Below are 22,700 nucleotides of genomic sequence, written 5' to 3' on the forward strand. Positions count from 1 at the left end.
CTTTTTTCCCTTCGCCCTCAAAAACAAGGCGCAACCTTTTCGGAATGTTTGTCAAGAGCGATTGTCCTCTCGTTCGGAGAATGATTTCCGCCCTGAACTATTGTGATTTTCAGTTTTTCATAGAAGTTTTGACACTACCTTATCAAGTTAGAAACTGTAAGATTCGTAATACTTCGTAATAGTCAGTTGTTTCAAATTCAACCGTGTTATGTGGTTTAAATTTTGCTCCCGGATAAAATGAATTGCGGAAAGCACGAGTATGATCACGATAGACGAGCTCAACAACAAATTTTTCAGGAAGGGTTACTTGTATAGAATTTCTATCGATCTTCATAGATTCTTCAACTAATCTTTTAGTTTCGCTTACTGCTAATCTTGGGCTAACACTTAATGTCGCACCACCTATGCCTTCTTTCGTAGCGAATGTGACAATATTTTCATTTATAGTTTTAATTTCCTCTGTAAGACCTACATCCCCGCTTACAAATGAAACTGGAACTCCATGTAATGCTGCTGCATAAGTATTAATTAAAAATTCACTAACATATTCACCATTGATTTTTACATCGACAGTCGTTGTCAAAGTATGTGCTAATGGGTTACGATGGCTACCACCTTTACTGTGGTAGCCAATGAATATAGCTCGATCGAAACTTTCATCAAGACCCGCAACCATACACATTGGGTCACCAGTCCATCCACGAATCACCTTGACATTTTCAGGTAAGATCGAAATATCTATATTTCTTGCAGAATCATGTGCATCTTTTAATAGAATTTCAGTTGCACCACCTGCAATTGCACCTTCAATGGCAGCTTCAACTTCTTTTGTCATTTGTTGTTGGAAAGGCACATAATCAGGAGTATTTTTTTCAGTTTCAATCCAAGTAGTTGAACCTGCAACCCCTTCTAAATCTGCACTAATAAAAACTTTCATACGTATCGAAACTCCTTTATATCGTTGTTTTGAAGATCTGCTAAAACTGGTCCATATTGAACATTTTCGAGCTTTACACGTCTTGCCCAGGAGAGATTCCCGAAGTCGTAATGCCACCATTCCTCAGAATAATTACTAAAACCAACAGCAGTCATGCAATTGTATAAAATTCGTCTATTTTTAAGTGCTACTTCATTATCCATCGGATGATCTTCAAAATATCTAGTTGCAGATTTCACACTCATTTCATCGAAATAAGTTCCAAGATCAAGTGCATTTCCATCACAGTCACCAAGCGTTAAATCTATAGCCCCACCTGTTACATGTGGTGAAGTACGTGTTGGTTCAATACTTGGAAAAGCAACATACTTTAATGTTTCTTTATGAACTTCGTCTTTCGTTAAGTGTGGCTGTTTATCTTTAATAGATTGAGAAAACATCTCAAATAAAGATTGTTGCACCTGAAACGGGCGATATCCGTCATATAAAATAAAACTATATTGTTCAGGCAACATCCCAAGGGCTTGCTTTAGTCGACGATAGACACCCTCTCGAAGATAAATAAACTTTATGCTTGATGGTATTTCTTGTTCAAAATAAATTGGCTTTATGTAAAGTCTTTTCGGCTCAAATTGAACTTTTATTAGTGGTTCCTTATTTTCAATAATTTTAGGATTCCAATGATTGTTAGCCGTACTTAACTTCTCAATTGGGCGATACAAAAAATCCTGTATGTAAACCACCTCTAAACTTGCGATAATTAAGTCAAACAATTTCCATTTTACTAAATTTTTAAACAATTCAGTATTTAACATAAAATCTATCACACTTTAAAAATTTTTACTAGATGTAATTTGTATTTTTGTAATAGAAATAGTATTTAGCAATATCTTTCTAATAATTGAAATAATGACTAGAATTCTTATAGGATTAATAATTCTAACTTTGAAAGTCTTGCATTTTATCAAAAAAAGTTATTCAAGCTAAATATTCGCTTGAATAACTTTTTACTAATTTCCAAAATTATATGAATGTACTATATGACCGTCTCGTCCAGTTGTCGTAGTTGCTTGTGACAATGAATTCATGATTGCTTCTTCAGTAGCTTCTGCAGCCGCTTGGAACAATAGATTCATAATTGGGTGGTCTTCACGTAACTGCGCTCTTGTTTCTACCAAATCTTTTGTAAAATGAGATATTTTATGTGCAGTAGTAAATCCAATGACAATATCCCCGCTACCATGAGAATAATGACTACCCGTTCTACCTAGTCCGATTCCACATCTTTTAATGACACGTTGTAATTGACGACTACTTAGTGGAGCATCTGTAGCTAAAACGATAATGATGGAACCATCCGTCGGTTTGATAGTCGATTCTTTTTGCGCTTCTTGTGGTTGATAACGATTTGCTTGTAACTCGGAACTCTCACCAAAATTACTTAAAACAATACACCCAACTGTAAATGATAAGTCTTCGTTTTCAAATGTTACCTTTCTAGAAGACGAGCCAATGCCCCCCTTATAACCGAAACAAATCATTCCTTTACCTGCTCCAACTGCCCCTTCTTCTGCAACTTCGACTGTTGCTTTACGAATTGCTTCAATGGCATGATTTGGTTTAACAGGACATGATCGAATGGAATTTAGGTAGCTATCGTTACATTCCCCCACAACAATATTTATAGTGCCAGTAGAGACACCAATTTCCGGATTAGAATCTAACATATACTCTAGTGTACCTTGTGTAACTGCAGGAACAGCAAATGTATTTGTTAACATAATTGGTGATTCAATTACACCTAATTCATTGACTTGTACAAGACCTGTTGTTTTCCCAAAGCCATTAATAATGTAGCTTGCAGCAGTCACTTTTTCTTTAAATAAGTTTCCTCCATGAGGTAATATTGCTGTTACACCTGTGCATGCATATGTACCTTTTTCATCAATTGGTTCATCTAAAGTGACATGTCCAATACGGACTCCTTCAACATCGGTAATACAGTTTTTAGGACCAACTGGTAATTGACCAATTTGAATACCGAGTTCTCTAATTTTCTTACTCACGACCTCAACTCCTTTCAAATTTATGTATTATTTTACTTGGAATTTGTTTCTATGGGTAGAGAAGTTTGGTAGCAATTCGAATTACAGTAGAAAAATTTAAGAGAAAAATAAAAAACGCCCAAACTCCTTTTTGAATAAAAGAGCCTAAGCGTTGTAGTAACAAATCTGTATTTGTGTTTTCACAATAAAGCAAAATGAAACACGTTGCAATCGTTTACAGAGTCTTTTCACATAACTTTCAAATTTTAAATACTATATTCAAATGAATTTCAATTTAGTATTGAAATTTATTTTACTTTAGGTCATACAGACTACATTTTGAATGATTTTCAAAAATTTACTCGACCTAACGAACCTTTTTCATATTTAAAATAGTTATTTATAAAATTCGGTATATACTGTAAATAATGGAAGTCTTACCCCTCCTTACATACTAGGGAAAAATAATTATTACTCAATATTTTGGAGGAAAATGATGAAGAAACTTTGGGGCATTGCATGCTTATTACTCTTGTTTGGCTGTACCGATGTAAACAAAGAGACTTCTGAAATGGAAAATGAACCAGATAAGTCGCAGGAGGAATCTTCGAAATATCAAGAAGAATTTGAGATTGCATTAAACTTAATAGAACAAAACAAATTATACGAAGCAATGGATATTTTAACAGTACTAAAAGAAGAAATAAGTTCTAAAGATGATGTAAATTTATTAAATAAGGTTGAAACAGAACTTGCAAACCTTCATAAGATGATTGCGACCGATCAGAGAGAAAATAAGCAACTTGCAGATATTTTTGTTCAGTTATTTAAATCATACGGAGTCATTCCATCTAATCATAAGTATCATGACCCAAAAGGCAATCTATATGTCGGTATTGTATACGCAGATTTAATAGATTTTAATAATGATGGAAAAAAAGAATTATATACATTGTTTAAAAGTAGTACTTATATGAAATACGGACCTTCACATAGAGCAAATAATGGCTATATTGAGGAGATTTGGGGCATTGGAGAGAATGAAGAACAAAAGTTATTATGGAATCAATTCTACCCTTACGATTCAACTGAACTTTCTGGTCATTCAGTTTCGTTAAATTTATTAGAAAATGGCACTACTGTCCTTAAACATTTAACAAACAATTCAAGTTTCTTAAATACTAAATTCTATGCTCTTCGTGATCAGTCGTTTTGTCAGATTGAAGAATTTAATATTAAAACTGGTGAAAACATTGAATATCAATTAAACGGCGGCTCAGTTGACTTAGTCACTTTCAACGAAAAGCTCAGCCAATATAACAACAGTAGTGAAAACGATATTATTAATAGTGATAGTGGAACAATCGAGTTTGGAATTTCCTTGGCAAATCCATTTAATCAAATAGAAGCTGTTATGGAAGAACTTTCATCAACTATCCACCCAACACCTAATAATGAACAAAATATTATTGAAGATAAGAGTATCGTTGCCACAACAAAAGAATATCGCAATTTTGGGCATATTGATGTTCGTGATTCTTCAACATATACAACAATGATTAATTCTCTAATTTTGGACGGTATTGTAAAAAGTGACGCTGAACAATTTGAACCTTTTGGTGCCGGTTATAAAGAAGAAACAATCATAAATGCTGTGAAAACCTATTTTGGAGTAACTATAGTTCCAACTAATCTAGGGTTACCATCAGAATTATCTGGTCATTATTGGCTGCATTATGTAAATAACGGTTTTTATTTACCTGCTTCGGATTTCTATCGCCAACAAGAAATCGCAACTCCAGAAACAATAACTCAGTTAGCAGATGATTTATTCTATGTAAAGACGAATAATTTTAAATTTAACTTAATGGAGCATTTTATGAACACTGAAATTCAGTTAAATATTAATGAATATTTAGATGTACCAATGAATGATTGGCCAGAGCACATGCAACCATTTTTAACTAAGGATCTCCCAGTTTATTTAATCCTTAAGAAAATCAATAATCGCTATCAATTATTGTATAAGAGTTATTTGAACTTAACAGACGAAGAACTAGTAGAATTCGCAAATCAATAAAATAATTCAAAAGGGATAGCTTGAAAATTATTTCAGGCTATCCTTTTTCTAGTTCCTTATGACTAAAATTCATAGATTTGAACATGAGAATGATAATATTTAGCAAACCATATTTCCTAATTGAGTAAACTATTAGATAATGTGATAATGACTACATTTTAAAAAATTTGGAGCAAGTTTATGATATCAAAAAAGTGGTTTTGGAGTATTATCATATTTTATTTAATCATTGGAACATACATATTTTGGAAAGGTTATCAAACTCCATTCGTTGGTATACACGTTGAAAAATCGAATGAGGAATGGGTTGTAAGTGGATTTCGTCACCCTGAAATAGCTGATATTTATCAAATAAATGTTGGTGACTTTGTAATTGCAATCAGTAACCATGATATAAAGAAATCCAAAAAATTAGTATATGATCATACCATTGGATTTGCAGATAACATTACAATCAAAACAATAGATGGCCAAGTACGAACAATTCATTTTAATCATATGGATGTAGCCTCTCATTTTATGAGTGATTACATATTACCTTTACTATATTTTCTAATTGCATTAGGTATAGCAATATATTTGTTTATACATAAAAAAGGAAATAAATATTCATTAAACTATTTAATATTATTTATATTGACTCTTTCAATAGCCTGTGGAAGTATCCCTCTATATATGCGTATGAATTGGTTCGGTACCATTATAAACAGTGTTAGTATAATCCTTACACCAATTTTGCTTATCGCTTTTATGAAACACTATTTTCAGTATCTATCAATCAAATGGCCATTCACTAACAATATTAAATGGTTATATTCCATTCCAATATTTATTTTTATATTAACGATTTTAGAAAAGTATATCCCATCTATGTATCATGTTGATTCTTATATTATTCTAGTGATATTTTTCATATTAGTTCTTGTTAATATAACAATTATTGTTTACGCGTTTATTAAATATCCTAAATCTCAGATTAAATTTCTTTTTTGGGGGATTGTTGTACCAATACTTCCTTTTGTTCTTTTTTATGTAGTGCCCTTAATGCTATTTAACAAGTTTATATTGTCTACTTCTACCCTTACGATTTTTTTCTTATTTCTCGTAGTTGGTTTTATCTTTGCTCAATTTTCTGAGCGATTATATGATGTGGACTATTATATTTCAAGGTTAAAATATTACTCGCTATTCGCGATCATCCTCACTATCTTACTTTGTCTAGGGATTTACTTGTTGGTGTCAATTTCAATTTTGGAGTTATTTAGCTTAGCAATTTTTATTTTTCTAGTTATTATTTTCAGTTTATATGTTAAAGAATATATGGATTATACAAATCGTAAAGTATTATTTTCTCCGCGAGGAAATTATATTCACCAATTATATTCTTCAATCGGAAATATCGGTAAAACAGTTCATTTAGAAGAATTATTTAATAATTTATCGACAATTCTTTCTAAACAATTAGAACTTGATACAGTGTATGTTATTGGTTTTAATAATAAGGAAAAACAATTCGTTGAAAACCATACAATTCAAACTAAACCAATACATCAATCTCTTCCTACCTCGTTATTTGACCAGTTAAAGCTATTCGAAATAAAGAAAACTGATGAATGTTATGTAGCATGTATCCATCAAGATGTGGAAATGAAGCATTTGTTAATATTGGGTGATCGCAAGTATTCATCTTTAAAGCACGAGGAATTACTTACTTTAGAGTTATTAATCTTATACGTGACTAATTTTATTGATAATACAAAATTAGTTGAGGAATTGTTGACGAAGCTAAACACGATGGAGAAAGAAGAACATGGACATCCATTTTGGTTTGAAAAACTAATCTTTCTTAAACTAGAAGAAGAAAAAAATCATTTAGCACAAGATTTGCATGATACTGTTTTACAGGAGCAAATTTTCCTAATTCGTGAGATGGATACGGTTCTACATGAACATAATACTTTGCAGCTACAAGAAAAAGTAGCCGATTTTCATCATCAGTTAATGACCATCAATCACCAATTACGGGAATACTGCGAAATCTTAAAACCGCCATTACTAGATACTTTAGGTTTAAATGCTGCACTTAATAAACTATTTATTCAAACTAAAAGACGTGCTGAATTCACTTTACTTCATAAAATTGAAAATATTGATACTACTGATAAGTTCGTCCCATTATTGATTTACCGTTTCATTCAAGAGTTGCTGACGAATGCTATTAAACACTCCAATGCTACTTACGTTAAAGTCCAATTATCTAAATACAATAAAGGATTTGAAATCATGTATATGGACAATGGCATTGGGTTTGATCCATCAATATTAAAAAATACTGAATCAATGGGAATAGCAGGAATAAGAGAAAGAGTACATACCTATAAAGGGGATTTCATAATTGATACTTACCCCGATGAAGGTACTCAAATTCGTATACGTGTAGGAGATGTTGAAAATGATTGATATATTAATTGTTGATGATCATATCGCAGTATTAGAAGGAACAAAAAATCTATTTCATGATTTGGATGATTTTGCGGTAAATACGAGTAGTGATATATATGCAATCCATCAAATGTTAAATGAAAATAAAGCAAAATATGATGCCTATTTAGTTGATATTAATATGCCCGAACAGAATGGAATCGTGTTATGTAGTAAAATTCGTTCGAAACAGCCATCCGCAAAAGTGATACTCTATACTGGAGATAACATCGAGGATTACTATTCCTTAGTCTTAGATCAAATGGTTGATGGATTGATATCAAAAACAGCAACAAAAGATCAAGTGATCCATACAATTCGTGAAACTATTAAAGACAATCTTGTCTTACCTGCGAATTTCATTGATTATGTAAAAGAATATTATCGTGGGGATGAGATGGAAGAATCTCTAAAACTGAATGACCGTGAACAACAAATACTTAATCTTGTTGCAATGGGTTACTCAAATAGTACAATTGCTGAAGAATTACAATTATCTCAACGTACAATAGAGCGAAATTTATCACAAATATTCGATTTATTGAATGTTACTAAACGTTCAGAAGCTGTCATGGTTGCAAAACAAAGAAGTTTGATTTAGAGGAAAGTTGAAATAGTGGTAAATAAATATAAAAATTAATAGGCGCTGCTCAGAATTATTGTGCTAGAGCAGCGCCTTACTCAAATGAGTCTATATCATCATAACATTCAATTTGCTTTTTCAATTGTTACGTGGCCTCCCGTAAGTATGTTTTATTGTTCTCCAAAATTTTAATCATCTGTTGTAGAATTTTTTCTTCTACTACTGGTGAGACATTTAATTCTTTTCTAATTACTGTATACAAATCTAATATTGAACCTACGTCGAGTCTATGTTTCTCCGCTAGTTGAAACGCTCGCTCTAACTGTCCGGTTATCATCGGCAGTCCTCCCTTTTTTAGTTGTCACTTCTATTTTATGATGTTTTGGCGAAATTTTCATCTTAATCCACTAAATTTTTTTATCTTTTTTTTATTTTTCTTTGAAAAAGCCTGTTTTTAGGCTTATTCTCCCGTTTATAACCACTCATTTGAAAAGTAATCGCCCAAGGAAATATTCAATTTCTTGAGCGATTTTTTATAGTATGAACGTTTTTTACCTTTTTCATTTATAAGATAAGCCAAAATTATAAACGTATTTATTTCCAGTTTTATCTTCATAGACGTAGGAAGGATCTTCTCTAAAGCCTGGCAGATCACCAGCTTCATTGTTTATAGCATCCTGATTTGCCGGAATTGTAAATGGAAGTTTTCCAACAGGATTAAACTTACCACGCATAACATCAAATAAGCTTTCTGGTTTCACTCCAAAAGTTGCAATTACACTTGCAGCATTAGGTTCAATATTATTGATCAGCCATGGATTTTTAAAATCAATTGCAGTAATGGTTGGAACCTTTTTTTGAATTTCACTTACACGATTAATATTAAAAACATCAGTATCTGGACCAATTGAAAGGGTAATCTTGCTTTGACTAAATAAATCCATACTTGGCATAATCCAAATAAAAGCATGAGTTGCTTCATCTAAAGAATCAGCTATCGTAATATTTCCATCATATTTTTTTAATCGTTCTTTCATACTTTGTGTATTTTCCCCATTTTCTCCTCCAGGGAATACTTGCACATACAATTTCATGTTTGTTAGTTTGTCGTCTGTTAATGGTAATAAATTTTGATTGTTTCTAAGTAATACAATGGACTTTCGATGTGCATCGTCCGCACGCATTTTGGATTCATGGTCATTTACAACCTCAAGTGCTTTTTTAGCATCAACGTATGGATTTTCAAATAAACCAAGCATTAACATTTCTGTTATTAGGAAAATTGCTGACCGATCCACAACTTCCTCACTGACAAGTCCTTGATTGACTGCATTAATAATTGGAGTCGGATCAGTAGCTCCTGAAAAAATATTCGTACCAGCATTTAATGCTTTTGCAAAACGCTCTTCGATTGATAAATCGAGCGCACCCCATGCCTTATCAATAACCGTGCTTGTATCTGAATTGACATAACCTAAAAAGCCGAGTTCAGCTCTTAAATAATTGTTTATAAATGGTTTATTAAATGCGAAACCTACTTCTTCGAATTGCGAAGTTTGACTAAAAGGCTTGAGACCCTGATTTGCACTTAAATTACTAGGAAATGCATAATAAGGCATAATAGACGTTGTATCTGCTTCAATTGCAGCTCTAAAAGGTGGCATATGGTATCTTAAAAGACTTCCTTCTGTTGGATAAATATTATATCTTCCTGTCTCAAAGTGCGGATCTTTCCCTGATTCACGTGCTCCTCCGCCTGGGAAATGTCTTACAGTTGTTGTTACACTATTTTCATTTAGAATATCGCCTTGATACCCTATTACAATTCGATAAATAATATCTGAGACTAGTGCAGGATGTTCTCCGAAAGTTTCATCGATCCTAGACCAAAGTGGATCAGTTGCAACGTCAGCTGAGTAACCATATAATTTACGAATTCCAGTTGCACGAAACTCTTTCGATGATATTCTGGCAAAGTCTTCTATTAGTCTTAAATCCCTTGTGGCAGCTAACCCTAGCGTATTTGGCCAATATGAGAATTGACCAGTATTTCCAGGAGAAGTAGGTTCTAATGCCTGGATTGGTGTAGCATGATTACGCGGATTAGATATGATCATCGCAGGAATACCTAACCGTGAGCTCTCAGCAGCCTCTTGTAACTGATTATTATAGTTAGCGATGATGTCTGCACTTGGTGTTTCACGGAAAATAAAATAACGCGTATTTTGTTCTAGATGTGCATTTGGTAGCACAAGTTTCCCATCCTCGAAAATTGGAAACTCAGGAATCATTAATAGTCCCGCTTTTTCCTCAAGAGTCATTTGTGAAACAAGATCCCGCGCACGATCATCATGAGAAAGCTGCCAGTTCTCATAATGATCTAGTTTGCCATTCGCATTTAAATCTTTATAAGTATTCCCATCAATTGTTAATATCTTTTTAACTTTCACACCAAGTGTAGGTGGTGTCTCTTGTTGTGCAGATACCTGGTTGAATGGCGTGGAAGTTGATGAAATTAACACGAGTATGATAGAAGAAATAAAAACTTTCTTTAGATTAACCATTGATTCCCTTCCTTTACTTCGCTCTAACAATTATTCTGTCGATTCTTTCAAGTTTTATGTATGAATCAGCAGTAAAGGAATATAAGGTTAATAAAATATTATAAAAGCCATCCTTAGCATGAAGGATGACTTGTTTTATATGAAAAAATTAGATGGTAGGTATGCTTAAACCTATTGTATCTATTTTGCAATTTAATTAAATAAAATTTGTTTTAGACAAATTGATACGAGTAGTATTAGCTAATACTTTCTCGTTCTCTTCGGATCACTGGCAATAGGGATAAAACATGATCAATTCGAAACGATCGGCGAGCTTGTTTCGTAAAGCAATAAGCTGTAAAGGTTTGATCAGTGACATTTAACACTTTCACACGCCTTTTCGTAATTTCCCCACTTTTCGCTTCATATATCATATCGACCAATTGATTTCGAATCATGACTTTCATCAATTGTTCTTTCAATCGTTCATCTCCTTCTTAATTCGATTATAGAACAAGTGTTCCCTATTTTCAATTATTTATACAAATTTACGTGAGAATATTTAGCTTTATGACCAGGATCAAATTTGAGAAGCATTGAGGAAATTTTCCATAATAAAACTGCACTTAAATTGTTTGTGGATATAACAATTAAGTGCAGTAAATAATTTATTATTTGGATTTAGTACTCTTCGAACCGCAAATTTTTTGCATCATATTTTCATTCGAGCTTTTCATAGTAGTGAAATGGTGCCCAAGTAAAGAATTCATGAATGCTGTCCAAATTTATTTCAGCAGGATTAATAACCGTATTATTATATGTATTGAACGTTATAATGTAAGTATGAGAGCTCAACTCATCAATCATTATATCTAAATCACAAAACTCAAATTCAATCGCAGATATCACATCTTCTATGGAGCTTGTTTGAACGCGATAAGATACCAGTTTCACTTTTATCACCTCACTTCAAAAACCAACAAGAACTAATAACGACAATACAATTCGTATTATATAATAATTTTACTTATGCATCATTAAAAAATTGTAATTTTTTTCTAGTTTTTTGTTAAATAAAGTAAATAAAAGCTCAGAATTTTTCTCTGAGCTTTTTATTGTTTTAGTATTCTTTTGCAATGGCTTTTACAATTTCATCAATACCTGTTGTAGCACCTGATTTATTTTGTACTAATACACTGAAAATGTACCAATTCCCGCTACTAGCTTGAATATAACCACTTAAAGTACTAACGCCACTTAATGAACCTGTTTTGGCAAATACTTTCCCAGCTGTTAACGGATCGTTCAAGCGATTACGTAATGTACCTCCTACGAAACGTTGACTTTCGCAGCGACAGGCAAACTAGTCAAATACGTATTAAACCATTCTTCACTTTGTACGTGATATAGTAGGTCACTCACCGCAACACTTGAAACGTGATTACTATGAGACATTCCAGATCCGTCTTCAAAGAACCAATCATCCATGTTTAGACCTACTGATTCACCGTATTCTCTTAATACTTTTAGACCTGCATTTGTGCTACCATGATGATTTTTAACTTTACCAATTGTCTTGATTAAAATATCAGCGATTCCATTATTGCTTAGTTTCATATAAGGAATTAATAGTTCTTTTAATGGCATAGATTCTTTAACAGAAACAAGTTGAGCACTGTTCGGAGTTGCTGCTTGGAAAACTTTATGATGAGTATATTCGATTACAGCTTCTGCTAATAATTCTTTGAACATATTTAATGTATGAGTTGTTGGATTTTGAACTGTAATCCAATCTCTATAAGTTCTACCAACAGGAAGATTTCCACTGATGACAATTTGATTCGTTTGATATGTTCTTTCTACTGACAGTGTATTTGCTTGACCTGTAGCAACAGTTACTGCTTCATTGATAATTTCTAAATCCCCAATATGAGGAGTGATTTTAAATGATGGTGGTTCACCAACTTGAGTTGCTGTTACATCCACAATAATTGTTCCAGAATCATAGTCTGCATTTGGAGATGTCGTTAATGCTGTAATTGGAGCAGCATAATACCACGACTCGTCACCAGGCCAAATACCAGGTGTTAATAAATCACCATCAAACCATTTGTCATCCCCAACAATACGTCCATCTATTTTATGAATGCCTAGTGCCTTTAAATCATTGGCAAATTGTTTTAAATCGACATCCATTAAAGTTGGATCACCATGTCCTTGTAAATAAACATCGCCTTTTAAAACGCCATCTGAAATTTTACCAGTGATATAAAGTTTTGTTGAAAATTTATAGTCTTCTCCAAGAACATCTAGAGCTGCTGCAGTTGTAATTAATTTCATGTTTGATGCAGGTTTTATTGGAGTATTTTCATTTAGCCCATAAACAATTTCACCTGTTACACCATCTCTTACGGTAATACTAACATCTGCACCTGTTAAACGCTGTTCTACAATGGACTTAATTGTTTCATCAAATGTAGATACTTGAATTTCTTCGGCACTTGCATAATTCTGAAAACTAAATAAACTTACTAAGAGCACCAACGCAACTAACATGAATGGCATTTTCCTTTTCACAAAATCACCCTCAATTATCAGAATTTTCCTTTATTTAAACAATGAAATATATTCCATCTAAAGAAATTAAATCCCTCTTATTCTTTTAAAAATGAGAGATAGGGATTATTTTGATGGAATTGGAGTAAATCGATAAACCTATCTTGTTAGTTGGCAGTACATCTAATTACTTATAGTTAGTTGATACGATAGGGGTTTTTCTTTGGCTTCGCCTTAATAAAAGAAAAAACACCACAGTTTTTCCTCTGTGATGTTCAAATACTTATATTTATCGTTTGTAAACAACCTCAAAGTCTTCGAATACAACTGGCATGTCTTCATGAAACACATATCCAATAGAACTTCCTTCGCTTTTATAAAATCGGATATGGCCTCTTTGCCAAGACTCCAATGTGTCATCCTCACCTTCACGCTTGCAAAGATCATATGTAACCTCAGAAAATGGAATGATTGTTACAGCTGTCGTCTGAATAACACATCTCGGGGTCCCCTCCCAATCCGTTACAATACTTAAGTCTCCTACTTTAGGTAATGGATTTCCTTGTATCTCATAAGACCACAAACTACTTGCAGTTGCTTTCTTTTGACCATCTAAAACCAATTGCAATAATTCATTAGCCAATTTTTCAGTTAGTTCAAAATGAAATGCTTCCAGATATGTTGTTGTTTCATTTCTACCTGTTTTCTCTAAAAACTCCCTCCAAAACAAATCAATCTTTGTTGAACTTTGATTTTTCTCCATATTCATGTTCCCCCTATTCTATTACCAGAATATTGTACAAATATATGACATTGAATATCAATCAATTAAACATCAGTAGTTTTCATAGAATGAAGGGTTCGACTTTGTGAATTATCCGATAGCACTTATAGAAAAAGACACAAATTTGTAAAATTTTGAATAATAAAAATTTTTTAGTGACATTTATGCAAAACAATATGTTAATATAGCTTAAATAGAAATGATTCAAGTTATTAACCTTTTAGAAATGAGAACAATGAACTTGTTGAATGTTGAAAGCGAGGAGAAATTGAATGAAACCAAATGTAAAAATAATTGATTGTACCATTCGAGATGGTGGACTTGTGAATAATTGGGACTTCACTGTAGAATTTGTTCAAGATTTATATAACGGATTAAATGATGCAGGCGTTGAATATATGGAGATTGGGTACAAAAACTCTCCTGCCCTATTAAAAGCAACAGAGCCAAATCCTTGGCGATTTCTTGATGATGACTTCTTAAAACAAATCATAGAGAAAAAGAAAACAAAACTTTCTGCTTTAGTTGATATTGGACGTGTTGACCCGAATGATATATTACCACGTGAAGAAAGTATTCTAGATATGATCCGTGTTGCTTGTTATGTTAGAGAGGTAGATAAAGGTTTAGAGCTTGTTCAAATGTTCCATGATTTAGGCTATGAAACTTCCCTAAACATAATGGCATTATCAAGTGTACCTGAACAACAATTAATCGAAGCATTCGATATGGTTAGAGAAAGTCCAGTAGATGTCGTTTACATTGTAGATTCCTTTGGAAGTTTAGATCCAAATGATATTGAACATCAGGTTAATAAATTCCAGGCACTCATTCCAAATAAACAACTAGGAATTCATACGCACAATAATTTACAATTAGCCTTTGCCAATACATTAACAGCTATGAGAAATGGTGTTGTATACCTTGATTCATCTCTTTACGGAATGGGCCGAGCAGCTGGAAATTGCCATACTGAACTTTTAGTTGGTTACATTAAGAAAACAACATATGAAATCAAACCATTATTAAAAGTAATCGAAGAGCATATGTTAAACATGCGTGAAACATGGGAATGGGGCTACATCATCCCTTACATGATCTCTGGAATTTTAAACGAACATCCGCGCGTAGCGATGGCTTACCGTAATAGTGCTGAACGCGATCAATTTGTTCAATTCTATGATCAAGTGACTACACCTGAATCTACACCATCACCAACATCTAAATAATATGAAGTTTTAAAGGGGCTCTCCTATGATGGAAAAGCTCCTTTTGTATTGGAATATACAACTATTCCCCTATTCCATAAATGATTTCGTAGCCTTTCTCATTCACATGAGACTCAATATATCCGGAAAAATGTTTTTGGACGAATTGATTTTCTTCTTCTGCCGTTCTAAAACGAGTTGCTTTTCCAACTTCGCCTGCATCTTCTTCCCAAATTTTATTATGAACTTCTATTGCATTTGTAAAATCACCGTTACGCCAATTCTTTAAGACCTCACGATAATAGTTTTCATCATTATATTCATTACGGTCAAGCGCTTCAATAAGCTTATCAATCTCAACAAGACTTATTGGTGTAATTGTGTAAACCACTTCAGAATATACTTTTTGATGTGACATACCGTGAATTTGCCTATTAAGACTATAGCACCCGGTAGTAATCCAACTACAAACTTTCTGGCAAATGATTAATATAAATATCTAATGCATTCGTATATTTTTCTAAAACTGCTATTGTTTTAGGGTGAGGCTTTACATAGATAATTGGATAATCCTTTTCATTAAGTTCTTCATTAATTTGAAAAGCTAATTTTTCCTCTTCAATTGAAAATTGGGCATCAATTCCCCGTTTATTTCCACGAGCATCTACTCTAATCCATTTATTCAGGGATTTAATGAAAATAGCATTTAAAGCATGAATACAATATCCCTTTTCCGGAGTATCAAACAGCATCAATCGTTGATAACAAAAGCCTGTTGGTATCCCCTGCGATCGCAATAAAGATGCTAATAAATGTGATTTTGCATAACAAATTCCTTCTCTAAAGTCTAATACTTCCGAGGCATTACAAGTAACTCGATTGGATTGAATATCCCAAGAATGCGAAATTTCATCTCGAACAAAATCAAAAGCTATTTTAGCTTTTTCATATTCCGTTTGATTTGGATTGAAAAGTTCATCTGTCTTCCTTTTTATTTTTGGACTGGAATAATCAACTTCTTTTAATTCAAGTAAATAATCATTTAAATTATCTGACTCACAAATTAATCTCATTATTTCCACCCCTATCTTCGAACAAATATACAATAGTGTTAATTACTATACAATTTAAAGAATGAATTTGATAAATGTACCATTAAACTGATGGCCCGTTTATAGAATATGGGTAAGTTTCATGTAAGCATCATTATTATTAAATTATTACTCTTTAGATAAAAAAATAAGCCCATCTAAAAACCGACTTACGTTTTTAGCATCCCGTAAGTTGATGAACTAAATCACTTTCTTCATTGAAACAACTTTAATATTTATTCCATCTGGTTTATGTACAATTTTTTCATCATAAACCTCATAACCTATGGAACTATATAGTTGTATATTTTTAGGTACTGTCTTACGTACTTTACAAAGTATTGTGGTTACATTCACTTTTTTTGCATAGTCCTCTAAAGATTTTAATATCTTTTTTGCAATGCCTTTGCCTTGTTTTTCGGAACTGATAAACGATAAAAATATAAACCCTCGTCTTTTAGCTGAAATCGTACCATTCCAACTGGTTTATTTTCTTCATAAGCAATCAATGCCTTTTCTTCTTTTTCTAAAGCATCTGAAACTGACTGAACGGTTTCTTCTAAAGCACTCGATGGTGGGGTTTCATTTTTATATTCTATAAATGCCTTAATCATTAAATCATGTATTACTGATGCATCAGAAGATGTAGCAGAAGTTATTATCATATCGCTCCTCCTTAATTGTATAATAATTCATTTTATATAATTTTTATACATAAAGGAAGTAATAATATTAAATAATCCCAACACTGTTAAAAGTCGAATTAAATTTCGACTTTTTACTCAATTTTGCACCCTACTCCGGAAATTACTAAAAAATAATCTTAATCATGAAGTTGTTTAAGCTTATTTTAAGTGTTCTCTGCTTTTTACTATATACTCCTGTTCCGTATTTCTCACCAACATCTTACCCTTATTAATTCTCCAAGAAATCCTTACATTAGAACCATAGTATTGCAATTACTTTACACGAAATGTTACGATCACTGGAGCAGCAAGTAAAAAATCATCCGAAAAGTTCTTAGATTATGATGCAAGCCAATAATATTTTAAAGTATATATCTTCTTCGTATTGGTGTAGTAGTGATAATTCCTTATCATTTAGAATGCTAATTTAATTTCGGCCGTTTGAATATCCTAAACTATCGTATTTAGCTTGCAATTCTAATAATATTTTTTGAGTCTCAAGTCTCATTTTTTGTACTCCCTAAGTAATTCAGTCAAAACTACTACACCTCAATTTCATATTATTTTTTGATAAATTTACGTAGATTTCTATCGTGACCTGTAAGAACCTTTGACTCTGTGATATCTAGGTGGCCTAATACCCATTAGCTCCTCTAGTTCTCTACGACTTATTTTGCTTTTCTCCAGTTGGCTAGTAGAACTATTTTTTATAGGATAAATATTCTTTATAAAATCTTTCTTTGTTAACTATTCTCTTATTTTTAAATTCAATTTCAGGTGTTTCTAGCCTATAAGTAACCCCTAACAAAGTCTCAATCTCAATATTGAGAATTCCTTTATATTCTTTTTCATTTGAAGGGATAACAATTATTGAGTGTACTAATACTGATTCATCATCTATTTTTCTATTTACTGGTGTATGAGTTATTTGAAAACTCCGCTGCCCTTCATAATTACATGTAACACCTTGAGAAGAAAAATAAACATTTTTGACAACACAATATTTATCTGATTCGTTAGTTATTAAGAAATTCCACTCACCATTCTTAAATTCAGTCACTCTATTTATCCTTAATATAGGTTTATGACTTGCTTCGGCAAATCTCTTATTCGCTAAATAACTTCGAACTCCGATATATGCAGCTACTAAAGCTGTTATAGCTGGTAACCATTTTAGAATAATATCTATCCAGTTCGTAACCTTACCCCTATCACCTAACCTTAAAGGAATTTTATCAAAAATTCTAATATGTTAATTGAAGTCTAATACGCATCTTTAAAATTGAAATTCTTTTCAACTTCTACAGTAAACTCAAATGCATTATCTCTGAAGCCATTAATTATTATTTGACCGATATGAATTTGTTTCTTTAAGGAATCTTCTGTTATTTGATTAGGTGTATTAATAAATGTTTCAATTGATCTAATAATATGATTAATTGAATTTATTACTGTAAAATATCTTACAATAAATTCATATGGTATCTTTTCTCTTTCATTTTCTAGTAAGATTCGAATTTCTTTTAATTGAACAATGGGCATTAGTCTATATATTTGATCAATATTTGATTTTAAATACTCATTATTCTTAGGCGCTTCAATTAAATATTCAATTAAATTACAGTGTTCTTTAAATGACGATAGTTGTATAGCAATAAATTTCATTGAACCATATTTGCTAACATGTGCTTCTTTTTTATTATCATAGTTTTGTTTTAACATAATAATTATTGCTACAGCACCTGTAAGAAGTGCCCCGAATAAAGAACCGAAGAAATTCGTAAAAGCTCCCCATGAATCGGAATCCCAACTAAAATTAATATTGGAAACAATCATATAACTAATTAAAGTGTATACTACTAGAATTAGTATGAAACACAAGGAAAATAATATTAACCTCTCGAGATTTCTCTCTTTCAAAACTTCTCACCCTCATCCCATTAAACACGTTTTCCTTGCATTGGTGCGTGATGATCTTTGTCTCGGCGTGTGCTGGAAGTTCGCCATTTTAGCTACGCCATTAGTTAAAACTATCACACAACTCTCAGTTAACTCCATTATATCAAGATTTAGGTTTTCATCATAAGTCACCCTCTTCTCAATTTTTTGAAATTGTTCTTAGGTAATCGCAAGTGCTTTGGTAGAATCACTTTTCTCTTGATTGTGGTAATAATCCGTCGATTATCAATTGATAAGAATGCCAGGCTTTTTTATTGCTTAATGATTTAGCATGTAACCATGCACCTCTTTCAGTCCACAGGTATTAAACGGATACAAATTTTAGGCTTACGTTACGTGTTCTTTTAAATTGCTTATGACGTTTTCCAATTAATGCGAAAAAATGAATACCCTTTTGATATCCTGTCTAAGTTGCGCTGACGCCCCCCCTTGAAATTGATAAAGATATCGTTCATAATAATAGAAAGTGTTTTAACAACTCTACCTTGGCAAAACTGCTGACTTATTTGAAGTAAGTACAGATTACATTCTTGGTCGTACTGACACCCCAGAACCTCTCCAACATGAACAAGACGAAGCTGATTTTCAAACATTTGCTAATAACCCAGATCTAAACACATTTTATAAAGAACTTCCTGAATCGGATGAAGAAGTGGTTAAAAGACTTCGCGAAATTTGGGAAATTATAAAAAAAGATTTTAAAAAATAGGACATGTCGTAATCGGCATGTCCTAAAATAACAACTCCATTTGTAAAATTCAAACATTTATGTATTTTTTATTCTCCACTTAGTTATATTGTCGCAAGTCAAATATACTTATATTTTCATGATTTAAGGAAATCCATAATTGCAAATTACCTAAAAATGTGAAGAAAAGAGGAATTATTGTGTCGAATAACTACAAAGAACTGGAAGACTATCAAAGTTTCACTAAACCAGCTGAAGTCCACAAGGCTGTTAATTCATTGATTGGTATACTTGAGGGGATTAAATTGGACTCTGTTGTAAATACACTCGAATTGGAAGAAGTAATCCATTGGTGCAGCCTTCAAAGAAAATTTCAAAACAAATTTCCTTTTTCAGAAATCATACCAATGATTGATCTTGCATTAGTTGATGGTGTAATAACAGAAGAAGAAATAGAAGACATCTTATGGTTATGCAAAAATGTAGTTCATCAGGATGGTTTTAATATGTACTACAACGTAGTTACTTCTTCCCTACAAGAATTACAAGGAATAATTCATGGTGTAATGGCAGACAACGTGTTAACTGAACAAGAAATAACAAAAATGTTCTCATGGATGAATGATCATGAATTCCTTAAAGGATACTACCCTTTTGATGAGATTTATAGTTTACTAATTTCAATAAAAGAAGATGGGATTATAAGTGACGATGAGAAAAATATGTTAAGAGCATATTTTTCTCATTTCATAGATACAAGAAGTTCATATAATATCAATGAAATCGAGATGAAAGAACTGCAAAGTAAATATTCTGTCACTGGAATTTGTGTAGTGGATCCACAAATCATATTCGAAGGAAGAACGTTTTCGTTTACTGGCACTTCAAGTAAAGCAAAACGAAGTGAAATCGCAGAACTAATTACAAATAATGGAGGTATTTTTAATAACAACGTTACTCAACAAACCGACTATCTTATTGTAGGAAACGACGGGAACCCTTGCTGGGCATTCTCGTGCTACGGCCGAAAAGTCGAGAAAGCCGTTGATCTACGAAAAAACGGATCTTCAATTCTTATCGTACATGAAAATGACTTTTGGGATGGGGTTTGGTGATTAATTGTATCTACCTAGAGTATTATGACAAAAAATTAAGCTCATACTTGGAGATGGTTAAATTTTGGGAGCTAAAAGTTATCTATTCTGTGATGTTAAAAGATTTTATGAAGATAGTTTCTTTCGACCAATTCAAACTTCATTTCTAGAAAATGAAGGTCAATCTGAACTAGAAATATTAAAGTTAGATACGGTAATAAGTCAAGATTTTAATATTCACCATGGAAAATTTGATTTTGAAAGAAAGCAAAAAGGAAAAGTATTTGGTAAAGTTTTCTCTAAATTTTTTGAACCCCTCGAGTTTCCGATATTTTATAATGAAAACTTAAATTTATGTATTATTCAAACAAAGTCTGAAGCCGCATTAGAATTTATTAGGCAATTAAATTCAAGTAACCAATTCGATTTAATTAATTGCAGTATTGATTTCGACAAGATTATAAAAAGAGTTCCTGAAATATCTGGAGCTTGGATTGCAGGATTAAAAGGACAACATCTAAAAACGGCAGGTTATTTTGGACCAAACGTTCACTTAAGCCCTGAATATAACGATGCTATAAAAAGAGGGGAAATATCTGCAATGTCAATAAAATGGATTGATAAAGATCATATAGAGTATTGTGTTACAATTTCCAAAAAAGGTTCAATAACAATTTATAATAACTTTGATAATCATCAACAAGAATTTGAATTTATAATCGATATTTATTTAAAATTAATAAAATAACCCTCGTATTAACGAGGGGAAATAGTTAGATATTCTTCAGTAAAACTTCTTAGCGATTGTAAGCTGTCGGTGAAAATTGAAACAGTATTTTCATCGATGGTAATTCTTTCATTTTCGCCATTTAAAACTACCCTAAAAGTTTCAATTTTTTTCGAATCTAACTTTTTTAAATAAAACCATAGAATGGATTTCCCTCTTTAAACCTAATATTTAAATAATATTCTGTTGAATCGGGTCTTAATTCTTTGTTGACTTCTTCTATTATTTTTCCTATCTCATCTTTTATTATCCTTATTGATCTTCTATAAGATACCTCTAGATCATTCAACTCAATTCTTAAATAATCATCGTTTAAAACGATATCATACGATAAAGTATTATTTTTAAATTGTCTTCTCGAATCGCTTAATATTTGGACTTTAGAATTTTTAGAGTTTAGAAATATTCTCTCGATTTTTGTAAAAATACTAACATCATATTCCCTATGGAACTCTATTGCCATATTCCATACACAATCTGGATTTATCATTTTATAATAAAAACTTTTAACTAAGATATAAAATCTTTCTGAATTATTCCAAATCAATAAATAATGGAAATAAATTAGAAAATGCTTTAATTAAATTATATACTACATTATACTAAAATAGAACAAATGTTCTACTTTTCTTTTTCATTGGAGTGGTTTTTATGAATTACACCAGTTATACTGAAGATTTTGTAAAGGAATTATATTATAGAATAGGTATTTTAAGGCCGCAGAAACTCGATTTCGGAGTAATATCATATAAGATGGGGATTGATGTCTTTTACTGGAACAAGCCCAGTCAGGCATTGTTTTTGAATGAATTTGCATGGATATTTTTGAATAATCACCTATCACCCCAGCAAATATGGCAGGATTTTTGCCATGAATTAGGGCACGTTTTACTACATGTATTTCGCAATTTAAAAGTGAGCCATTTCGCAGCTAATTTAGAGAGCCACTCACTTGCTGAAATTATTTTATTAGCATAACTAATGCAGGCTTGACATCGAGCCTCTATGAGCATGACTAGCGCTCGAAAACGCTCAGCAACAGTAGTTTCGAGCCCGAATCAGGGTATCATGCTCATTGCTCAATGTAAAGCCGACGTGTGTATCGAATAACAATTCCGGATCATTGATGGCTCACTTTTTTTGTTAACAAATGGCTCAATATTCGGCTGCGATATACA

General features: G+C 32.2%; 22 protein-coding genes and 1 pseudogene. 7 read left to right on the forward strand and 16 right to left on the reverse strand.

The window, feature by feature from the left end:
- Positions 1 to 142 precede the first annotated feature (142 nt).
- From ACOQFO_RS03625 to ACOQFO_RS03635, 3 genes are all read right to left on the reverse strand, one after another.
- Positions 143 to 937, reverse strand: a complete 795-nt coding sequence (locus ACOQFO_RS03625; RefSeq protein ID WP_421688344.1) for a M55 family metallopeptidase — start codon at positions 935 to 937, stop codon at positions 143 to 145.
- Positions 934 to 1,752, reverse strand: coding sequence for a M15 family metallopeptidase (locus ACOQFO_RS03630; protein ID WP_421688345.1), 819 nt, complete (start codon positions 1,750 to 1,752; stop codon positions 934 to 936). Before ACOQFO_RS03630 ends, ACOQFO_RS03625 begins: the two co-directional genes overlap by 4 nt.
- Before the next feature lie 195 nt (positions 1,753 to 1,947).
- Entirely contained in the window at positions 1,948 to 3,003 is a 1,056-nt protein-coding gene (locus ACOQFO_RS03635; RefSeq protein WP_421688346.1) for a P1 family peptidase, read from the reverse strand.
- 475 nt (positions 3,004 to 3,478) lie between these two features.
- On the opposite strand from ACOQFO_RS03635, the gene ACOQFO_RS03640 reads away from it, so the two are divergent.
- From ACOQFO_RS03640 to ACOQFO_RS03650, 3 genes are all read left to right on the forward strand, one after another.
- Positions 3,479 to 5,062 (forward strand): hypothetical protein, encoded by a 1,584-nt coding sequence (locus tag ACOQFO_RS03640; protein ID WP_421688347.1) that lies wholly within the window; start codon positions 3,479 to 3,481, stop codon positions 5,060 to 5,062.
- A gap of 180 nt (positions 5,063 to 5,242) precedes the next feature.
- Entirely contained in the window at positions 5,243 to 7,522 is a 2,280-nt protein-coding gene (locus ACOQFO_RS03645; RefSeq protein WP_421688348.1) for an ATP-binding protein, read from the forward strand.
- Entirely contained in the window at positions 7,515 to 8,144 is a 630-nt protein-coding gene (locus ACOQFO_RS03650; RefSeq protein WP_421688349.1) for a response regulator, read from the forward strand. Before ACOQFO_RS03645 ends, ACOQFO_RS03650 begins: the two co-directional genes overlap by 8 nt.
- A gap of 127 nt (positions 8,145 to 8,271) precedes the next feature.
- Here the strand turns inward: ACOQFO_RS03650 and ACOQFO_RS03655 are convergent, their stop codons facing one another.
- The 6 genes and pseudogenes from ACOQFO_RS03655 to ACOQFO_RS03680 form a co-directional block, all read right to left on the reverse strand.
- Complete coding sequence (locus ACOQFO_RS03655) at positions 8,272 to 8,463, reverse strand: ABC transporter permease (RefSeq protein ID WP_421688350.1); 192 nt, start codon at positions 8,461 to 8,463, stop codon at positions 8,272 to 8,274.
- A 223-nt stretch (positions 8,464 to 8,686) separates the two neighbouring features.
- Positions 8,687 to 10,690, reverse strand: a complete 2,004-nt coding sequence (locus ACOQFO_RS03660; protein ID WP_421688351.1) for a glycoside hydrolase family 3 N-terminal domain-containing protein — start codon at positions 10,688 to 10,690, stop codon at positions 8,687 to 8,689.
- 236 nt (positions 10,691 to 10,926) lie between these two features.
- Entirely contained in the window at positions 10,927 to 11,151 is a 225-nt protein-coding gene (locus tag ACOQFO_RS03665; protein WP_421688352.1) for a transcriptional regulator, read from the reverse strand.
- 638 nt (positions 11,152 to 11,789) lie between these two features.
- Positions 11,790 to 11,984 (reverse strand): annotated as a pseudogene (locus tag ACOQFO_RS03670) (D-alanyl-D-alanine carboxypeptidase); the annotation flags it as partial.
- 14 nt (positions 11,985 to 11,998) lie between these two features.
- Complete coding sequence (dacB, locus tag ACOQFO_RS03675) at positions 11,999 to 13,246, reverse strand: D-alanyl-D-alanine carboxypeptidase/D-alanyl-D-alanine endopeptidase (RefSeq protein ID WP_421688353.1); 1,248 nt, start codon at positions 13,244 to 13,246, stop codon at positions 11,999 to 12,001.
- A gap of 268 nt (positions 13,247 to 13,514) precedes the next feature.
- Positions 13,515 to 13,988 (reverse strand): ASCH domain-containing protein, encoded by a 474-nt coding sequence (locus tag ACOQFO_RS03680; protein WP_421688354.1) that lies wholly within the window; start codon positions 13,986 to 13,988, stop codon positions 13,515 to 13,517.
- Positions 13,989 to 14,281: 293 nt separating this feature from the next.
- Between ACOQFO_RS03680 and ACOQFO_RS03685 the strand changes: the two genes are divergently transcribed.
- Positions 14,282 to 15,238: an aldolase catalytic domain-containing protein gene (locus ACOQFO_RS03685; protein WP_421688355.1), complete on the forward strand. Its 957-nt coding sequence runs from the start codon at positions 14,282 to 14,284 to the stop codon at positions 15,236 to 15,238.
- A gap of 61 nt (positions 15,239 to 15,299) precedes the next feature.
- Here ACOQFO_RS03685 and ACOQFO_RS03690 read toward each other — a convergent pair whose 3' ends face one another.
- The 6 genes from ACOQFO_RS03690 to ACOQFO_RS03715 all read right to left on the reverse strand — a co-directional run bounded on the left by ACOQFO_RS03690 (position 15,300) and on the right by ACOQFO_RS03715 (position 18,914).
- Positions 15,300 to 15,635, reverse strand: coding sequence for a DUF6241 domain-containing protein (locus tag ACOQFO_RS03690; RefSeq protein ID WP_421688356.1), 336 nt, complete (start codon positions 15,633 to 15,635; stop codon positions 15,300 to 15,302).
- A gap of 46 nt (positions 15,636 to 15,681) precedes the next feature.
- A complete protein-coding gene (locus ACOQFO_RS03695) occupies positions 15,682 to 16,290 on the reverse strand; it encodes a transglutaminase-like domain-containing protein (protein ID WP_421688357.1) in 609 nt (202 codons plus the stop codon).
- A gap of 219 nt (positions 16,291 to 16,509) precedes the next feature.
- Positions 16,510 to 16,776 (reverse strand): GNAT family N-acetyltransferase, encoded by a 267-nt coding sequence (locus ACOQFO_RS03700; RefSeq protein ID WP_421688365.1) that lies wholly within the window; start codon positions 16,774 to 16,776, stop codon positions 16,510 to 16,512.
- Entirely contained in the window at positions 16,692 to 16,973 is a 282-nt protein-coding gene (locus ACOQFO_RS03705; RefSeq protein ID WP_421688358.1) for a hypothetical protein, read from the reverse strand. Before ACOQFO_RS03705 ends, ACOQFO_RS03700 begins: the two co-directional genes overlap by 85 nt.
- A 721-nt stretch (positions 16,974 to 17,694) precedes the next feature.
- Positions 17,695 to 18,054 (reverse strand): hypothetical protein, encoded by a 360-nt coding sequence (locus ACOQFO_RS03710; RefSeq protein WP_421688359.1) that lies wholly within the window; start codon positions 18,052 to 18,054, stop codon positions 17,695 to 17,697.
- A 203-nt stretch (positions 18,055 to 18,257) separates the two neighbouring features.
- On the reverse strand, positions 18,258 to 18,914 hold the full coding sequence (locus ACOQFO_RS03715) for a hypothetical protein (protein ID WP_421688360.1): 657 nt from the start codon (positions 18,912 to 18,914) through the stop codon (positions 18,258 to 18,260).
- 927 nt (positions 18,915 to 19,841) lie between these two features.
- Between ACOQFO_RS03715 and ACOQFO_RS03720 the strand changes: the two genes are divergently transcribed.
- Positions 19,842 to 20,756 carry a BRCT domain-containing protein gene (locus ACOQFO_RS03720; RefSeq protein WP_421688361.1) on the forward strand — a complete coding sequence of 305 codons (915 nt, stop codon included), beginning with the start codon at positions 19,842 to 19,844 and terminating at the stop codon, positions 20,754 to 20,756.
- Positions 20,757 to 20,820: 64 nt separating this feature from the next.
- Positions 20,821 to 21,483, forward strand: coding sequence for a hypothetical protein (locus ACOQFO_RS03725; RefSeq protein ID WP_421688362.1), 663 nt, complete (start codon positions 20,821 to 20,823; stop codon positions 21,481 to 21,483).
- A 166-nt stretch (positions 21,484 to 21,649) separates the two neighbouring features.
- On the opposite strand, the gene ACOQFO_RS03730 is transcribed toward ACOQFO_RS03725, so the two are convergent.
- The gene (locus ACOQFO_RS03730) at positions 21,650 to 21,985 is read right to left on the reverse strand and encodes a hypothetical protein (protein ID WP_421688363.1); all 336 of its coding nucleotides are present in this window, start codon (positions 21,983 to 21,985) and stop codon (positions 21,650 to 21,652) included.
- 188 nt (positions 21,986 to 22,173) lie between these two features.
- Here ACOQFO_RS03730 and ACOQFO_RS03735 point away from each other — a divergent pair, with 188 nt between their 5' ends.
- On the forward strand, positions 22,174 to 22,500 hold the full coding sequence (locus ACOQFO_RS03735) for an ImmA/IrrE family metallo-endopeptidase (protein WP_421688364.1): 327 nt from the start codon (positions 22,174 to 22,176) through the stop codon (positions 22,498 to 22,500).
- Positions 22,501 to 22,700: the final 200 nt, after the last annotated feature.

It is taken from the genome of Ureibacillus sp. MALMAid1270, from assembly GCF_049202975.1.
In the GTDB taxonomy this organism is placed as follows: Bacteria; Bacillota; Bacilli; order Bacillales_A; family Planococcaceae; genus Ureibacillus.